Genomic DNA, 14467 nt, shown 5'->3' with positions numbered 1-14467 from the left:
ACGCATGGCGCGGTTCTACCGGTAGTGCCGGCCGCTGGCCGGCAACTGCAACATCCTGCCACCGTTCGTGGGGTTGCCGGCCAGCGGCCGGCACTACCCGTGCGCGCTTACGCGCTGATGCCGTATTCCTTCAGCTTCTTGCGCAGGGTGGCACGGTGGATGCCCAGCATCGCGGCGGCGCGGCTCTGGTTGCCTTCGCAGTGGTTGAGCACTTCCACGAACAGCGGGATCTCCATCTCGCGCAGCACGATCTCGTAGACATCGTCCGCGTCGCAGCCATCGAGGTCACGCAGGTAACGGCGCACGGATTGGGCGACATGTTCACGCAGCGGTGGCCGGGGAGCGCCACGACTGTTGTCAGGACGAGAGAGGACAGCGTTCAAGGGGGTTCCCGATTCGGTGGGCCCGTGCGCGCGGTGCGCGCGGCCGGACGAGGTGGTGGCGGCCAGTCTAGCGCGAGCGTGCCCGGCCTGCCACGGCCGGTCGCCTTTTCACGTTCAGAGGAAGTCGAAGGTGAATGCGACGGTGGATGCGGCGGGCTCCTGCACACGGAAGGCGACGCGCGCGCTCTGGCCCGGTTCCAGCAGCGCGGCGCCGGGGTTCTCGCCAAGGTACTGCGCAGGCGTGAACACACCGCTGCCGATCACCCGGCCATCAGCATCGGACAGTGACAGGCGCAGGTCCGGCCAGGCCTGTGCCCAGCGAGCGTCGTTGCGGATGCTGGCCTGCACCTGCAGCACGCCGGCCCGGCCGGGCAGCGGCCGGATCTCGCGGCTGGTCATGGTAAAGGCAGTGGGTTCATGCCAGGCCGGCAGGCTGCAGCGCAGGACGCCGCAGAGCGTGCCCAGCCATGCACGGTTGCCGGCGTCGGCGGCCAGCCGCGCACGGTCGGCAAGCACGCTCTGCAACAGCAGCAGCAGCGCCAGCCCCGCAACCAGCAGCCAGTGCCAGCGGGGTGCCGGCAGGTTACGGGGACGCGCACTGCCAAGGAAACTCGGCGCATCAGCGGCAGCCACCGGTGCCGGCACTGCAACCGGTGCCGGCGCTACGGCCGCAGTTTCATCAACGATGACAGGCGCATCGTCGTGCCGCATCTCTGCCGCCGCCACATGCGCCGCTTCGGCAGGCCCGGTTGGCGTCTGCATGACAGGCGGCGCGTGTTCGTCCGGGGCCTGCGTGCGCGCATCGGTCGCAGGCACAGGCTCACCTTCCGGCGCGGTGCGCAGGAAGGTCGCCAGGGGGCGTCGCGGTGGGTTCGGCTCGGACATGCTCAGGGTGCGGGCTCGGATCCAGCAGTCATTCAACCACGATCAGGCGCGGCGCACGCCGGTGATGCGCATCCAGTCGCCATCCTGGGTGGCCTGCAGGTCATCGAACCATGCGGCATAGCGCTGCAGCAGTTCACCTTCCTGGCCGTGCAGGATGCCGGACAGGGCAATGCGGCCACCGGCAGCGACGCGCGCGGCCAGCAGCTCGGCCAACGCGTCCAGTGCCGAGGCAAGGATGTTGGCGACCACGATCGGGTAGGTGGCGACTGGTTCGTCCTGCGGCAGGTACACGTGCATGCGCGCCTGCTCGCCGTTGCGCTCGGCATTGTCGGCGGTGGCGACCAGCGCCTGCGGATCGTTGTCCACGCCGATGGCCTCAGCGGCGCCCAGCTTCAGCGCGGCAAGCGCAAGGATGCCGGAGCCGCAGCCGAAGTCGAGCACGCGCTGGCCCTGCAGCAGGCCATCCACGGCCAGCTGGTCCAGCCAGCGCAGGCAGAGCGCGGTGGTCGGGTGGGTGCCCGAGCCGAACGCCAGGCCCGGGTCCAGCCGCACCACGGCGGCGTCGGCAGCCTGTGCGGCCTCCGGCAGTTCATGGTTCCACGGCACGATCCAGGTGCGGCTGCCGAAAGCCATCGGCTGGAACTGGTCCAGCCAGGCGCGTTCCCAGTCCTCGTCCTCGACCGCGCGGAAACTGCCGCTGCTCCAGTCCAGTTCCGGGTCGAATGCTTCCAGCGCGGCCAGCAGCAGCAACGCGTTGCTGTCGGCGGGAAACAGCGCGCTCAGCACCAGGGTGTCCCATAGCGGGGTCTCGCCCACGCCCGGCTCGAGAATGGCCTGTTCGTTGCTGGTATCGGCCTCGGCATCAAGCAGCGTGACGGCCAGTGCGCCGACATCCTCCAGCGCATTCTCATAGCGGGGCTGGGTAGCTTCGGTGCAACGCAGGGTCAGTTCCAGGAACGGCATGGCGGTGGGGGCAATCGCGGGAAAGGGGGCCATGCTAGACCATCGGAGCGTCTCCGTATTGCCTGAGATGCCGCTTGGAGATGAACGGAACCGATTCAGACAGGCCTGGCGGGCCTTGCTAAACTTGCTGCTTTCCTGTGCGCCATGAACGCTCACTGCCGCCAATGGCCTTTGCTCCGACCCTGAAAACCTGGTTGCTCGTGCTGCCGGCGGTGGCCGTGCTGGGCGTGGCCGGGTATCGGGCCAGCGGCCATGCCGGGTCGGTACCGGTGACCGCAGGCGAACTGCCGACGGCGCAGGTTGCGGCGGACGATGCGGCGCCCCTGCCGGTCGTGCCGGAAGCGTTGGCGCGTCGCCTGGCGGCGTTCGAGCGCGGCAACGCGCTGCCTTCGGGCCTGCCGCTGGACCTGCGCGCGGACATTGAGGATGCCACCGATCTGTACGCCTATGCGCAGCGCCTGCGCGTGCAGGCCGACGACGGCAATCACGAGGCGCGCTGGATGCTCAGCCGGGTCTACGACTACTGCGCGCAGTACGCCATCGATCCAGGCGGTTATCGGTTGGACAACAATGTGCTGGCCGGACTGGGCCTGACCGCTGCACCGGCGATGGTGCAGGCGCGCGAGCGCGTGGCGCAGCGCTGTGGCGGCTTCGTGCCGGGCGACAAGCTGGGGTCCGCGCTGGTGCTGGCCGAGCGCCGCAAGGCAGCCACGCAGGGCAACCTCGCAGCGGAAGCATCGCTGTTTGCCGAAGGCGAGCCGCTGAATGACAGCCCCGAGTACCGCCGTGACCTGGTCGAGCGGGTGCGCACATCGCGCGATCCGGAGGCCTTCATGGCCATTGCACCGGGCATGGGCGTGCGCGCGGCGGGCGACCAGGCGCTCACTGGCCTGGTGGCGGGAGAACAGCTCAGTGAACTGGCGTGGCGGGTTGCGGCCTGCGAGCTCGGTCTACCGTGTGGTGCCGACAGCGTGCTGGTCAACAGTTTTTGCGCGAATGGAGGGATCTGTTCGCAGGATGGGACGCAGGATTTCCGGGATTTCGTGTATGACGCTGCGGTTTCGCGGCAAGGTGCGGGGAAAATGAAGCAGTGGATCAAGCGATTGGTTGGAAAGAGGGGCGGGCAATGAACTACCGTCGATTCCTGCATGGGGCCAAGTTCTGGTTCTGGGTGGCGCTGTTCGTGGCCTATTCGGCCGGCGCGGTCGGGCTGTTGATGATCGACACCTATGAAGATCGTTACCGGCATCTGTCGAAAGTGGAACTGACCACGGTGAAGGCGCAGGAAGATGTGCGCCGCGTGGGTGCCAGCCAGGTCGCTGCGGTCTATCGCGCGCAGAGCGGCATGCCGTTCGCTTCGTTGCCGGCAGGCAGTACCTTCCAGGTGGTGTGGCCCGATGGGTCCACCGAGACGATGGTGATCGTCGACCCGAGCTCGCCCAATGGTGTACGCCCGCTGGCGAATTCGCAGATTCCGGCCGAAGCTGCCGACAAGCGCTGATGCACCTGCTGCAGAGCCGAGCCCACGCTCGGCTCTACGGCAATGGAAAAAGGGCGGGGATATCCCCGCCCTTTTCATGTCCAGTACCTGCTGCCGATCAGGTCAGTGCGATCGGCTTGTTCTTGCGCTCGGCAAGACGCTTTTCCAGGTAGTGGATGTTCTGGCCACCGGCCTGGAAGCCCTTGTCGCGCATGATCCGCTGCTGCAGGGCGATGTTGGTCTTGATGCCGTCGACCACCATCTCGCTCAGCGCCACCCGCATGCGGGCGATGGCGGTTTCGCGGTCCGGGCCGTGCACGATCAGCTTGCCGATCATCGAGTCGTAGTTCGACGGCACGCGGTAGCCACTGTAGATGTGGGTATCCACGCGCACGCCGGGGCCACCCGGCGGATGGAAGCCGGTGATGGTGCCCGGGCTGGGCACGAAGGTCTCGGCGTCTTCGGCGTTGATGCGGCACTCGATCGCGTGGCCGGTCAGCACCACGTCGCTCTGCTTGATCGACAGCTTCTGGCCGGCGGCGATCTTCAGCTGCTCGGCCACCAGGTCGATGCCGGTGACCATTTCGGTGACCGGATGTTCCACCTGGATGCGGGTGTTCATCTCGATGAAGTAGAAGCGGCCGTCTTCGTACAGGAACTCGAAGGTGCCGGCGCCGCGGTAGCCGATGCGCACGCAGGCTTCGGTGCAGACCTTGCCGATCTGCTCGCGCTGTTCGGCGGTGATGCCCGGTGCCGGCGCTTCTTCCACCACCTTCTGGTGGCGGCGCTGCATCGAGCAGTCGCGCTCACCCAGGTGGATGGCGTTGCCCTGGCCGTCGGCCAGCACCTGGATTTCCACGTGGCGCGGGTTCTCCAGGAACTTCTCCATGTAGACCTCGCCATTGCCGAACGCGGCCTTGGCCTCGCTCTTGGTGGTTTCGATCGAGGTCTTCAACGAGGCCTCGGCATGCACCACGCGCATGCCGCGACCGCCACCGCCACCGGCCGCCTTGATGATGACCGGGTAGCCGATCTCACGGGCGATCTTGGTGTTGGCGACGATGTCATCGCCCAGCGGGCCGCCCGAACCGGGCACGCACGGCACGCCGGCCGACTTCATCGCGCGGATGGCTTCGACCTTGTCGCCCATCATGCGGATGGTGTCAGCCTTGGGGCCGATGAAGATGAAGCCGGATTCTTCCACGCGCTCGGCGAAGTCGGCGTTCTCCGACAGGAAGCCGTAACCGGGATGGATCGCCTGCGCGTCAGTGACTTCAGCGGCGGCGATCAGCGCCGGAATGTTGAGGTAGCTCTGCGGCGACGGCGCCGGGCCGATGCAGACCGACTCGTCGGCCATGGCCACATGCTTGAGGTTGCGGTCGACCGTGGAATGCACGGCCACCGTGCGGATGCCGAGGGTGTGGCACGCGCGCAGGATGCGCAGCGCGATCTCCCCTCGGTTGGCGATGACGACTTTGTCGAGCATGGCGTGCCCCTCAGCCGATCACGAACAGCGGCTGGTCGAATTCCACCGGCTGGCCGTTCTCGCCGAGGATGGCGACGATGGTGCCGGACGTGTCGGCTTCGATCGGGTTGAACATCTTCATTGCTTCGATGATGGCCAGGGTCTCGCCTTCCTTGACCTGCTGCCCCACGGTGACGAAGGCCGGCTTGTCCGGTGCGGACGACGCGTAGAAGGTGCCGACCATCGGCGAGCGCAGCACGTGGCCTTCCGGCAGTGCCGGGCCCGGCTTGGCGGTGCCGCCGGTGGAGGCTTCGGTCGGCGACTGCATCGGCATCGCCTGCGGTGCCGGGGCGGCCGGAGCGGCGTACACCGGGGCGGCGACCGGGGCGGCATAGCCGGCCACCGGGGCACGCGACAGGCGCACCGACTCTTCGCCTTCCTTGATTTCGATTTCAGCCAGGTTCGACTCTTCCAGCAGGTCGATCAGCTTCTTGATTTTGCGCAGATCCATGAGGGCCTCTTTGGTTTCTATCTAGGTGAGGAGAGCGCCGTGGGCGCCCGGGTCGACAATCAGGTGGCGGATACCCGCAGCAGCGCCGCGTCCATCGCGTAGCGGTAGCTGTCGGCACCGAAGCCGCACACCACGCCCACCGCCTTATCACTGAAGTAGCTGTGCTGGCGGAACGGTTCGCGGGTATGCGGGTTGGACAGGTGGATCTCGATGAACGGCACCGCCACCGCGGCCAGCGCATCGCGCAGGGCGACCGAGGTGTGGGTGAAGGCGGCGGGGTTGATCAGGATGAAAGCGGTTCCGTCGTCGCGCGCGGCCTGCACGCGGTCCACCAGCACATGCTCGGCGTTGGACTGCAGGCTCTCCACCGCGTGCCCGGCGGCCGATGCCTGGCTGGCCAGGGCCTGGTCGATGTCGGCCAGCGTGGTGTGGCCGTAGACCTCCGGCTCGCGTGTGCCGAGCAGGTTGAGGTTGGGGCCGTGCAGGACCAGCAGCTTCGCCATGGGATCCGGAAGACGGGAAAGGGCGGCAGTCTGGCGGAACCGGCGGATGCTGTCCAGTTCGGCGAAGTTTGCAGCGTTTCAATCGAACGTTTGAAATCTGCCGGAGCGCTTGTGGCCGTATGGCGGGCGCTGGATCAAGGCGCGCTGAATGGCTCGCAGGCCGGGGATGCATGCACGTAGGCCGACGATGGCGGCAGGCATGGGCAGGGGCTGTCATGGGTGGTGCTGCAGTAGATCCACGCCACGCGCGGATGAGGCCACCATTCAATAGATCCACGCGATGCGTGGATGGAGGACGTTCGGTACGCAGCACGCTACGCACCCACCGAGGGGCAGCCCAAGGTGCGCCGCACGCCTACTGCCCCCCGCCACGCCCCCGCTCACGTCTCCAGCGGCACCGTCGGCACCACGTTCGGGAACACCTCTTCCAGCGGTTCCCGTTCTCCAGGCTTCGGTGCCGGCCAGTTGTAGGCATTCACCGGCTGCGCGCGGTTTACCCACAACGCGTAATACAGGTGGTCGGCGCGGCCATCACCGGTATTGGGGTGGATCAGGATGGTCAGGCCCAGGCTGTTGAGCTGCAGCCAGGGCACCAGCACCGGCAGCAGGTCGTTGGTGAAGCCGAAGTAGAACGACGGGGTGACGTGCGGCCCGCGTGGTTCCAGGTTCCAGTTGCCCAGCTCCACCGGGAAGCGCTCGGCCGCCCAGCGCCGCAGCAGCGCAGCCTTCTCGAAGCTGTCCTCGTCGAAGTAGATGTGCGCGTGATAGCTCTTGATGTCGGTGTAGGCGCGTGGGGTCACGGGCAGGGTGGCCTCGCCGGGACGCACGCTGGCCGGGCGCGGGGTCGGTTCGCTGGCCGTGGCCTGGCCCCAGGGGCTGCGCCCTTCCGGTGCTGGCGGCACGATGGCACGGAAGCCGGGGCGGCCAGGCTCGGTGGTATTCACCGCGTCGTTGCCGCGCGGTGCTGCGGCGGCGGTCGAGGCACTGGCCAGGCCGCCAGCGGCCAGACCCGCCGAAGCGATCAGGCGGCGCCGTGCCGGCGAAAGCAGGTCGGCCCAGTGGGCGTCATCATCGCCGGCGTCGGTGAGGGTCTGCGGGTCCGGGTGCATGAAGGGCTCCGTGGCGGCATCGTGTGGGCAGGCAAGCACGCTCGGGCACCCGCATCCACAGCGTCCAATAAGCAGGGGGCATCACCTCATGCAGGTGCGCCCCGTTGTCGTTGAGCGTGGCCGCTGGGCGGGCTAGGGTGCAGGTCTGCCGCCCCGGAGCCCTTCCATGATCTCGCCCGATGCCGACACACAGCAAAAGCGCGCGTTCTTCCGCCAGCTGCACGCGCAGGGTTGCTTCGTGCTGCCCAACCCATGGGATGTGGGCAGTGCCCGCTACCTGCAGCGGCAGGGCTTCCAGGCACTGGCCACCACCAGTGCCGGCTGCGCCTGGAGCGAAGGACGGCCGGACGGAGCGGTTTCGCTGCAGGCCACGCTGGCGCATCTGCGCGTGATGGTGGCAGCGACCCCATTGCCGTTGAATGCCGACTTCGGTGATGGCTTCGGCGTCACGCCGCAGGCGGTGCAGGAGGCGGTGGCCGCGGCGATCGACACCGGCATTGCGGCATTGTCGATCGAGGATGCCAGCGGCGTGGCCGATGCACCGCTGCGTCCGATCGACCAGGCGGTCGAGCGCCTGCGCGCTGCCCGTGCAGCCATCGACCGCGCGGGTGGCGACGTGCTGCTGGTCGGCCGCGCCGAGAACTTCTTCGTTGGCGTGCCGGATCTGCAGGACACCCTGCAGCGCCTGCGTGCCTACGCAGAGGCCGGTGCCGACGTGCTGTATGCACCTGGCATCAGCACGCGCGAGCAGATCAGCGCGGTGGTCGCCGCTGCCGGGTCGAAGCCGGTGAACCTGCTGGTCGGTGGACCGACGTCGCTGAGCCTGCAGGACATCGCCGCGCTCGGCGTGCGCCGGGTCAGCCTGGGCGGCGCGCTGGCCCGTGCTGCGTGGGGCGGGTTGATGCAGGCGGCACAGCCGATCGTGCAGGACGGACGCTTCGATGGCCTGCAGCAGGCGGCCTCCGGGGCTGCCTTGAACGCGCTGTTCCGCTAGATCCACGCCGTGCAAGGCGGGAGGGGCCGGCGACTACAGCGCCTCGATCTCCCGCTTGGGTAAGGTCACGTCGGGTTCCAGCGCTGGCAGCAGTTGGCGAAGCAGGTTTGGATTGCCCTGCAGCCCGGTGCCATCCAGATACGTCCAGCCGGAACCACCAACGCGGCGCACGGCCACCATGAACGTGGTGCTGCGCATTGGGGTTTCACGCACCCGTATCAGGGATTGGCGTGGCACGAAGCAGACTTCTTCCTCTCCGGCAGCATAGGTCCGGGTCGGCACACCTACATCTTCGCTGATGATCACTACACCGGCGTTGTGCTGCTTCTTCAACGCATCACGGGTGATCGCCTGGAAGGCGTCATCGCCGCCGGCCAGTCGCTTGAGGCTGGGATGGGTACGTTCGATGAGGAAGTCCGCATCGCCGCGGGCGTATGCAGCCATCATGGCGCGCACATCTTCGCGCAGAGCCTTCGCATCACTGGGACTGAGTTCACCTGCGAAGGCGGATGGCAGCAACAGCAACAGCGACAGCAGCATCAGCATCGTCAGGGGCAGGCGTCGATCCATGTTCGGGTGTCTCACAGGGCACCGCCGCACTATACGGTGGATGCGAAAACAGCGTCCCATCGATGGCGCTGGTATCCCGAAAATCACTACTTACTATTGGTAGGTATTGATTTCTGGAGACCCCCATGCACAGCCTCATTGTCATCGCCCACCCTGAACCCGGTTCGCTGACCCATGCGATGGCGCATCGCATCGGCGATGCCATCACTGCTGCCCACGCCCGCAACACCGTGGCCTACGCCGATCTGATGGCCGAAGGCTTCGATCCGCGCTTCAACGCTCAGGACCAGGCCTTGTTCCGCAGCACCGGCGCGGTACCGGCCGACATCGCCGCCGAGCACGCACGGCTGGAGGCCACCGATACGCTGGTGCTGGTGTTCCCGTTGTACTGGTGGTCGTTCCCGGCACTGCTGAAGGGCTGGATCGACCGTGTCTTCACCAACGAATGGGCCTACGCACAGGATGCGCAGGGCAAGCTGGTGAAGAAGCTGCAGCGCCTGAACGTGCATCTGGTGGGGCTGGGCGGTGCCGATGCAGCGATGGTCGAACGACGCGGCTACGATGCGGCGATGAAGACGCAGATCGACATGGGCATCTTCGACTACTGTGGCGCACGCGTGCTGACGTCCGACCTGCTGCTGGATGCCGATACCGGTGCGGCTGGAGCGCATCTGCAGACCGCGCTGGCGATCGGCCGTAAAATAGGCACTCCGATGCGCTGATCGCCGTGTTCCGCCGATGCCCGCCAACGCCGCTCCCACGCGCCGCCGATTGACCCGCGAGCAACGCGCCCGCCAGTTGCTGGACGTGGCCTGGGCGCTGGTTGGTGCAGAAGGCACCGACGCGTTGACGCTGGGACGGCTGGCCGAGGCGGCGGGCGTGACCAAGCCGGTGGCCTACGATCACTTCGTGACCCGCAACGGCCTGCTGGCCGCGCTCTACGATGACTATGACGGGCGGCAGACGGTGGTCTTCCACGAGCGTATCGGCCGCGCCCGCGCGCAGCTGGCCGACCGTGCGGCGGCCATCGCCTCCGGCTACATCGACTGCATCCTCAGCCAGGGCAGTGAAGTGCAGGGCATCCTCGCCGCGCTGGTGGGAGCGCCGGAACTGCACGAGGTGCGGCGGCGTTACCAGCAGGACTTCATCGACAACTGCGACGTATGGCTGGGTCCGTTTGCCGCCGATGGCACGGTGCCACTTGCTGGGCGCTGGGCGATTCTCGGTGCGGCTGAAGCCCTGTCCGAAGCCGTGGCGGCAGGCGCGCTGGACAAGACCAACGCCGAGGCCGAGCTGCAGCGGCTGATCGTGGCGACGGTCAAGCGGCGCTGAGCGGCTTCGGGAGTCAGGCCCCGGCGGTGGTGCTGGCCAGCGTGGCGAATCCTGCCGCCAGCTGATCGCGCACTAGGGCATCGCGCGCGTCGCGGCTTTCAGAACCCAGCACCACGGTGATCAGGCGTACCGGCTGATCCCGCCCGGGCACCGCCCGGCATGCGGTGGCGGCCAGACAGAAGCCTGCTGCCTGGGTGTAGCCGGTCTTCAATCCATCCACGCCGTCATCGCCAAGCAGCGCATTCTGGTTGTTGCGGCTGAAGCTGCCATGCACGAACGCGCGCTGCGCGGTGATTGCCAGTATCTGCGGATGGTCATTCAGCAGGCAGGCGGCCAGCACCGCCATGTCGCGCGCGCTGGACGCATGGTGCGGCGTGGTGATGCCGGAGACGCTGGCGAACCAGCTGCTGCGCAGGCCGAGCTGGCGTGCGTGCCGGTTCATGCGCTCCAGGAACGCAGGCTGCGATCCGTCCAGGTGGCGCGCGATGGCCAGCGCCGCGTCATTGCCGGAGACGATCATCAACCCTTCCAGCAGGCGCGCGAGCGTGACCGTTTCGCCGGGCACCAGGCCCATGCGCGTTTCATCGTCGGCGACCGCATGCACGTCGTCGGCGGCGATGGTGACTTCGGCGCCCCACGAGCGCCCGCGCTCCTCGACACATTCGTAAGCCGCGTAGGCGGTCATCAGCTTGGTCAGCGAGGCCGGCTGCCTGGCGATATCCGCATTGTGCTGGTGAATCACCACGAAAGTTGCCGCATCGAGGGTGATGGACGACAGCGGTGCACGCGCAGGAGCAGGAGACGGCATGGAAGCGACGATGGCAGTGGGGACCCAGGAGGATAGTGTGCGGCGGCTGCACGAAGCTGAAATAATGCAACGATATAACGTATCGCCATTGTGGGCCGCCGATGGCCCGACGGGACATCCGATGACTGCACGCATTCCACGCCGCTGGCTTCATTCTTCGTTGCTGCTCGCGCTGGCCGCACTTGGCGGCTGCCAGCCCAGCCTGCGCGCCGAGGCTGTTTCCACCGCCGAAGCCGGTCCGCTCAATGTGATCGTGATGATCAACGACGGTGCCGGCTGGGGTACCTGGGACGCCGCCGCCTACTGGCAGTACGGCAGCCGTGACGGCGCACCCTATGCGGATTTCCCACTGCGCCTGGCGGTGACCACCTTTCCGTTGAACGCGAGCAGCCAGCCGACCGGTGACAACGCGCAGACGCTTGGCTACGACCCGGGCAAGGCCTGGGATGACGCGCCGGTTCCTGCGCAGGACCTGCCCTTTGCGGGCTACCAGTACCTGGCCGCGGTGGCTACCGACAGTGCGGCGGCGGGCACTGCGCTGTCCTCGGGGATCAAGACCTACAACAACGCCATCAACTTCAACAACGATGGCCAGCCGGTCGAGTTCAATACGCTGCGCGCCAAGCGCCTGGGCATGGCCACCGGCGTGGTCACCTCGGTGCCGTTCGCGCATGCCACGCCGGCCGCGTTTGCGGCGCAGAACGAATCGCGCAGCAACTATCACGCCATCGCACACCAGATGCTGGCGCAGGGCCACATGGACCTGGTGATGGGCACGGGTGGCCCGGGCTACAGCGTCGACGGCCGCGCCTGCCATGAAGGTACGGACGCCGCGAAGGCGGAGGGCTGTGCGAATCCATGGGAGTGGGTGTCGCAGCAGGATTGGCAGCAGCTGGAAGCGGGCAGCACCATCGGCGGCAATCCGGCGGGACCGTGGCGCCTGATCCGCAGCAAGGAAGCGTTCGCCGCACTGGCGCAGGGACGGTTGCCGGTCGACCGGCCGCTGATCGGTGTACCGCGCGTGGCCAACACACTGCAGCAGGCGCGCCAGCTGCAGGTGCTGGGCAAGGATGCAGGCACGCCTTCGGGAGTGAGGAAGATCGACAGCGTGCCCGATCTGGCGACCATGACGCGTGGCGCACTGCAGTTCCTGCAGCAGCGCTCGTCCAAGGGGCTGTTCCTGATGGTGGAAGGCGGCGCCACCGACTGGGCCGCACATACCAGTGCGTGCGGCACCGAATGGCACTACGGCCAGTGCAGCGATCAGCCGCAGCATGGCCGGCTGATCGAAGAAACCGTGGAGTTCAATGACGCGGTGGCGGCGGTGGTCGACTGGATCGAGCGCAACGGTGGCTGGGAGCGCAACCTGTTGATCGTCACCACCGATCACGACAACAGCATGCCGATGGGCCCGGATGCACAGGACGTGGCTTTCGCGCCGGTACGCAACAACGGTCGCGGCCGCATGCCCGGATTCAGCTTCCGCCCCACCGGCAACCACTCCAACGCGCTGGTGCCGCTGTGGGCCAGGGGCGCCGGCGCGGAGCTGCTGGGCAAGCGCGTGCGGGGCGTCGATGCCGGCTACCGTCAGCACGTGCGCTGGAACGACGGCAGCTACATCGACAATACCGACGTGGCTGCCGCAGTGCAGGAAGCGCTGCAGCGTCCACGGTAACGCCCGGTTGCACGCGGGCTGTTGTCGAGGCAGCCTGCGTACATGCAGTCGGATATCCGCATCGACGGTCGTGTCTTCGCCTACGTCTTCCCCTGTGCGTGGGAAGACTACGCGAAGATTGGTTTCTCACGTGATCCGCTTGGGCGCATCAGCGCATTGCACCGGCGTTGGTTCGAGTTCTTCGATCTCGACGCCGGTGCACTGGTGGAAGCGGAAAGCGAGCGCGATGCGCGGGATCTGGAGCTGCAGCTGCGTTCGCCGTTCAAGGCGCACCGCGCGCCGGCGCCGATGACGGTCCAGGACAAGGCTGGAGGCCGCACCGAATGGGTACGTGGTGCCAACCACGCTTTGTCGCTTGTGGTTGCCGGCCTGGGCGAACAGGGCTATCGCTGCTATCCACTGAAGGGGTGGCTGCGAGCCGCGCTTCGCCTGCGCATGGACCGGTTGCACGACTGGGCGGCGGTGCAGCTTCCCGAAGACGAAGGCCTGCGGATCCCCGGTGGCCCCGGCGAAAGAGCGCTGCGTGACACCCTCGACGGTTGTCAGGCATTGGACATCGATCCGATGCCGTGGCTGCCTGAACACGTCCAACGCTGGTATGCAAGTTGAGGAGCGTTCAACGGACTCGCGGCGGCTGAACCGGCGCGGCCGGTTGCCGCGTGCACTGCGGGGCAGGTGTGGACGGGCTGGCCAGCTGGCGTGCCAGCTCGGCGCTGGCCACGTGGCCCTGCAGGAACAACAAGCCGCCGAAGATGTTCATGAGCGTGCCTCCACTTGAGTGGATTGCACGATACGGGCAGCATGGACGGGCAAAAAGCGACATTTCCGCAAGCATGACTTGAGAGAATTTCAAGCCTTATGTCCCGCCCTCCGCTCCATGCCCTCCAGGGCTTCGTGGCTGCCGCCCGGCTTGGCAACCTGTCGCGCGCGGCGGCGTCGATGAACCTGACCGTCAGCGCGCTCAGCCACCAGATGCGGCAGCTGGAAGAACGGCTCGGGCAGCCGCTGCTGATCCGCCAGCCGCGTGGTATCACCCTTACCCTTGAGGGGCAGCGCCTGCTCGAGCAGGTGGGGCCGCATCTGGATGCGATAAACGAAGCCTTCCAGCCCTATGCCGCGCGTGCCGAGCACGTGCTGACGATCAGTGCGGTGCCATCGATGGCATCGGCCTGGCTGGTGCCGCGCCTGGGTCACTTCGTGGCTGAGCATCCGCAGATCGAGATCAACCTGCAGTCGAGTGAGCGCCTGATTGATTTCGAGCGGCAGCGCCAGTTCGACGCCGCGCTGCGGCTGGGCAGCGGGCAATGGCCGGGCCTGGTGGTGGAACCGCTGTTCGACGAGTGGCTGGTGCCGATGGCGAGCCCCGCGCTGATCGAGCGCATGGGGGGCATCGACCGTGTACCGCTGACCCAGTGGCCGCTGCTCGGTGATCCCGACGGCGCGTGGGGCGCCTGGTTCGCGTTGAGCGGGCAGAGCCCGCCATCGCGCTTCGTGGCGGTGCTGGATGATTCGGAGGCGCACCATCGCGCCGCACTGGATGGCGTAGGCGTGGCCCTTGGCCGGGTGACCCGGGCACGCCTGCTGCTGGAATCCGGCCAGCTGGTCGCGCTGTCCAGCCAGCGCCTGAAGACGGCGTGGCCGCATTGGCTGGTGTACCCGCAGCGCTCGGCCAGCCATCCCGGCTTCCTCGCGTTCCGCGACTGGCTGCATGCGCAGGCCGCCGAGCATGTGCAGCACATGGCGGACGCGCATCTGTAACGCCGCGCGGTGCTCGATCTCGACTCTACAG

18 protein-coding genes are annotated in these 14467 nt (G+C 67.3%); 8 read left to right on the top strand and 10 right to left on the bottom strand.

Going from position 1 to position 14467, the window contains the following annotated elements:
• Positions 1–107: 107 nt before the first annotated feature.
• From fis to prmA, 3 genes are all read right to left on the bottom strand, one after another.
• Positions 108–383 (bottom strand): DNA-binding transcriptional regulator Fis, encoded by a 276-nt coding sequence (gene fis / locus AC5P67_RS02015; protein ID WP_005419706.1) that lies wholly within the window; start codon positions 381–383, stop codon positions 108–110.
• Between the two features lie 114 nt (positions 384–497).
• A complete protein-coding gene (locus AC5P67_RS02010) occupies positions 498–1268 on the bottom strand; it encodes a DUF3426 domain-containing protein (RefSeq protein ID WP_308310015.1) in 771 nt (256 codons plus the stop codon).
• 42 nt (positions 1269–1310) lie between these two features.
• On the bottom strand, positions 1311–2231 hold the full coding sequence (prmA, locus tag AC5P67_RS02005) for a 50S ribosomal protein L11 methyltransferase (RefSeq protein ID WP_308310025.1): 921 nt from the start codon (positions 2229–2231) through the stop codon (positions 1311–1313).
• A 164-nt stretch (positions 2232–2395) separates the two neighbouring features.
• Between prmA and AC5P67_RS02000 the strand changes: the two genes are divergently transcribed.
• Both AC5P67_RS02000 and AC5P67_RS01995 read left to right on the top strand, forming a co-directional pair.
• Complete coding sequence (locus AC5P67_RS02000; RefSeq protein ID WP_032967023.1) at positions 2396–3361, top strand: hypothetical protein; 966 nt, start codon at positions 2396–2398, stop codon at positions 3359–3361.
• Positions 3358–3732 (top strand): hypothetical protein, encoded by a 375-nt coding sequence (locus AC5P67_RS01995; protein WP_005411254.1) that lies wholly within the window; start codon positions 3358–3360, stop codon positions 3730–3732. The genes AC5P67_RS02000 and AC5P67_RS01995 overlap by 4 nt, the downstream gene beginning before the upstream one ends.
• Positions 3733–3829: 97 nt before the next feature.
• Here the strand turns inward: AC5P67_RS01995 and accC are convergent, their stop codons facing one another.
• From accC to AC5P67_RS01975, 4 genes are all read right to left on the bottom strand, one after another.
• Positions 3830–5197 (bottom strand): acetyl-CoA carboxylase biotin carboxylase subunit, encoded by a 1368-nt coding sequence (gene accC, locus AC5P67_RS01990; protein ID WP_005411253.1) that lies wholly within the window; start codon positions 5195–5197, stop codon positions 3830–3832.
• Positions 5198–5207: 10 nt separating this feature from the next.
• Positions 5208–5687 carry an acetyl-CoA carboxylase biotin carboxyl carrier protein gene (gene accB, locus AC5P67_RS01985; RefSeq protein ID WP_005411252.1) on the bottom strand — a complete coding sequence of 160 codons (480 nt, stop codon included), beginning with the start codon at positions 5685–5687 and terminating at the stop codon, positions 5208–5210.
• Between the two features lie 59 nt (positions 5688–5746).
• On the bottom strand, positions 5747–6190 hold the full coding sequence (gene aroQ / locus AC5P67_RS01980) for a type II 3-dehydroquinate dehydratase (protein ID WP_005411251.1): 444 nt from the start codon (positions 6188–6190) through the stop codon (positions 5747–5749).
• A gap of 380 nt (positions 6191–6570) precedes the next feature.
• On the bottom strand, positions 6571–7299 hold the full coding sequence (locus tag AC5P67_RS01975) for a DOPA 4,5-dioxygenase family protein (RefSeq protein ID WP_033834056.1): 729 nt from the start codon (positions 7297–7299) through the stop codon (positions 6571–6573).
• Between the two features lie 166 nt (positions 7300–7465).
• On the opposite strand from AC5P67_RS01975, the gene AC5P67_RS01970 reads away from it, so the two are divergent.
• On the top strand, positions 7466–8293 hold the full coding sequence (locus AC5P67_RS01970) for an isocitrate lyase/PEP mutase family protein (RefSeq protein WP_495214274.1): 828 nt from the start codon (positions 7466–7468) through the stop codon (positions 8291–8293).
• A 33-nt stretch (positions 8294–8326) separates the two neighbouring features.
• On the opposite strand, the gene AC5P67_RS01965 is transcribed toward AC5P67_RS01970, so the two are convergent.
• Positions 8327–8863: a hypothetical protein gene (locus AC5P67_RS01965; RefSeq protein WP_005414649.1), complete on the bottom strand. Its 537-nt coding sequence runs from the start codon at positions 8861–8863 to the stop codon at positions 8327–8329.
• A 125-nt stretch (positions 8864–8988) separates the two neighbouring features.
• Here AC5P67_RS01965 and AC5P67_RS01960 point away from each other — a divergent pair, with 125 nt between their 5' ends.
• Complete coding sequence (locus AC5P67_RS01960; RefSeq protein WP_099474004.1) at positions 8989–9585, top strand: NAD(P)H-dependent oxidoreductase; 597 nt, start codon at positions 8989–8991, stop codon at positions 9583–9585.
• Positions 9586–9601: 16 nt separating this feature from the next.
• Positions 9602–10195, top strand: coding sequence for a TetR/AcrR family transcriptional regulator (locus AC5P67_RS01955; protein WP_308310017.1), 594 nt, complete (start codon positions 9602–9604; stop codon positions 10193–10195).
• Positions 10196–10208: 13 nt separating this feature from the next.
• Here AC5P67_RS01955 and AC5P67_RS01950 read toward each other — a convergent pair whose 3' ends face one another.
• The gene (locus AC5P67_RS01950) at positions 10209–11003 is read right to left on the bottom strand and encodes a D-alanyl-D-alanine carboxypeptidase family protein (protein WP_308310018.1); all 795 of its coding nucleotides are present in this window, start codon (positions 11001–11003) and stop codon (positions 10209–10211) included.
• Positions 11004–11124: 121 nt separating this feature from the next.
• Between AC5P67_RS01950 and AC5P67_RS01945 the strand changes: the two genes are divergently transcribed.
• Both AC5P67_RS01945 and AC5P67_RS01940 read left to right on the top strand, forming a co-directional pair.
• Positions 11125–12678, top strand: a complete 1554-nt coding sequence (locus tag AC5P67_RS01945) for an alkaline phosphatase (protein ID WP_308310019.1) — start codon at positions 11125–11127, stop codon at positions 12676–12678.
• Between the two features lie 42 nt (positions 12679–12720).
• Positions 12721–13287 (top strand): GIY-YIG nuclease family protein, encoded by a 567-nt coding sequence (locus tag AC5P67_RS01940; RefSeq protein WP_308310020.1) that lies wholly within the window; start codon positions 12721–12723, stop codon positions 13285–13287.
• Positions 13288–13294: 7 nt separating this feature from the next.
• Here AC5P67_RS01940 and AC5P67_RS01935 read toward each other — a convergent pair whose 3' ends face one another.
• On the bottom strand, positions 13295–13438 hold the full coding sequence (locus AC5P67_RS01935) for a hypothetical protein (RefSeq protein WP_308310021.1): 144 nt from the start codon (positions 13436–13438) through the stop codon (positions 13295–13297).
• 98 nt (positions 13439–13536) lie between these two features.
• Between AC5P67_RS01935 and AC5P67_RS01930 the strand changes: the two genes are divergently transcribed.
• Complete coding sequence (locus AC5P67_RS01930; protein ID WP_049460170.1) at positions 13537–14436, top strand: LysR substrate-binding domain-containing protein; 900 nt, start codon at positions 13537–13539, stop codon at positions 14434–14436.
• The last annotated feature ends 31 nt before the right edge of the window (positions 14437–14467 follow it).

It is taken from the genome of Stenotrophomonas sp. YJH_SMC_21, assembly GCF_059369555.1.
The sequence above is the reverse complement of the archived record's forward strand: the minus strand, read 5'-3'. Positions and strand labels throughout refer to the sequence as shown.

Excerpts from the sequence above, each read along its gene's own strand:
- AC5P67_RS02010 (WP_308310015.1), bottom strand. The coding sequence starts at position 1,268 with ATGTCCGAGCCGAACCCACCGCGACGCCCCCTGGCGACCTTCCTGCGC.
- prmA (WP_308310025.1), bottom strand. The coding sequence starts at position 2,231 with ATGCCGTTCCTGGAACTGACCCTGCGTTGCACCGAAGCTACCCAGCCC.
- AC5P67_RS02000 (WP_032967023.1), top strand. The coding sequence starts at position 2,396 with ATGGCCTTTGCTCCGACCCTGAAAACCTGGTTGCTCGTGCTGCCGGCG.
- AC5P67_RS01995 (WP_005411254.1), top strand. The coding sequence starts at position 3,358 with ATGAACTACCGTCGATTCCTGCATGGGGCCAAGTTCTGGTTCTGGGTG.
- accC (WP_005411253.1), bottom strand. The coding sequence starts at position 5,197 with ATGCTCGACAAAGTCGTCATCGCCAACCGAGGGGAGATCGCGCTGCGC.
- accB (WP_005411252.1), bottom strand. The coding sequence starts at position 5,687 with ATGGATCTGCGCAAAATCAAGAAGCTGATCGACCTGCTGGAAGAGTCG.
- aroQ (WP_005411251.1), bottom strand. The coding sequence starts at position 6,190 with ATGGCGAAGCTGCTGGTCCTGCACGGCCCCAACCTCAACCTGCTCGGC.
- AC5P67_RS01975 (WP_033834056.1), bottom strand. The coding sequence starts at position 7,299 with ATGCACCCGGACCCGCAGACCCTCACCGACGCCGGCGATGATGACGCC.
- AC5P67_RS01970 (WP_495214274.1), top strand. The coding sequence starts at position 7,466 with ATGATCTCGCCCGATGCCGACACACAGCAAAAGCGCGCGTTCTTCCGC.
- AC5P67_RS01965 (WP_005414649.1), bottom strand. The coding sequence starts at position 8,863 with ATGGATCGACGCCTGCCCCTGACGATGCTGATGCTGCTGTCGCTGTTG.
- AC5P67_RS01960 (WP_099474004.1), top strand. The coding sequence starts at position 8,989 with ATGCACAGCCTCATTGTCATCGCCCACCCTGAACCCGGTTCGCTGACC.
- AC5P67_RS01955 (WP_308310017.1), top strand. The coding sequence starts at position 9,602 with ATGCCCGCCAACGCCGCTCCCACGCGCCGCCGATTGACCCGCGAGCAA.
- AC5P67_RS01950 (WP_308310018.1), bottom strand. The coding sequence starts at position 11,003 with ATGCCGTCTCCTGCTCCTGCGCGTGCACCGCTGTCGTCCATCACCCTC.
- AC5P67_RS01945 (WP_308310019.1), top strand. The coding sequence starts at position 11,125 with ATGACTGCACGCATTCCACGCCGCTGGCTTCATTCTTCGTTGCTGCTC.
- AC5P67_RS01940 (WP_308310020.1), top strand. The coding sequence starts at position 12,721 with ATGCAGTCGGATATCCGCATCGACGGTCGTGTCTTCGCCTACGTCTTC.
- AC5P67_RS01935 (WP_308310021.1), bottom strand. The coding sequence starts at position 13,438 with ATGAACATCTTCGGCGGCTTGTTGTTCCTGCAGGGCCACGTGGCCAGC.
- AC5P67_RS01930 (WP_049460170.1), top strand. The coding sequence starts at position 13,537 with ATGTCCCGCCCTCCGCTCCATGCCCTCCAGGGCTTCGTGGCTGCCGCC.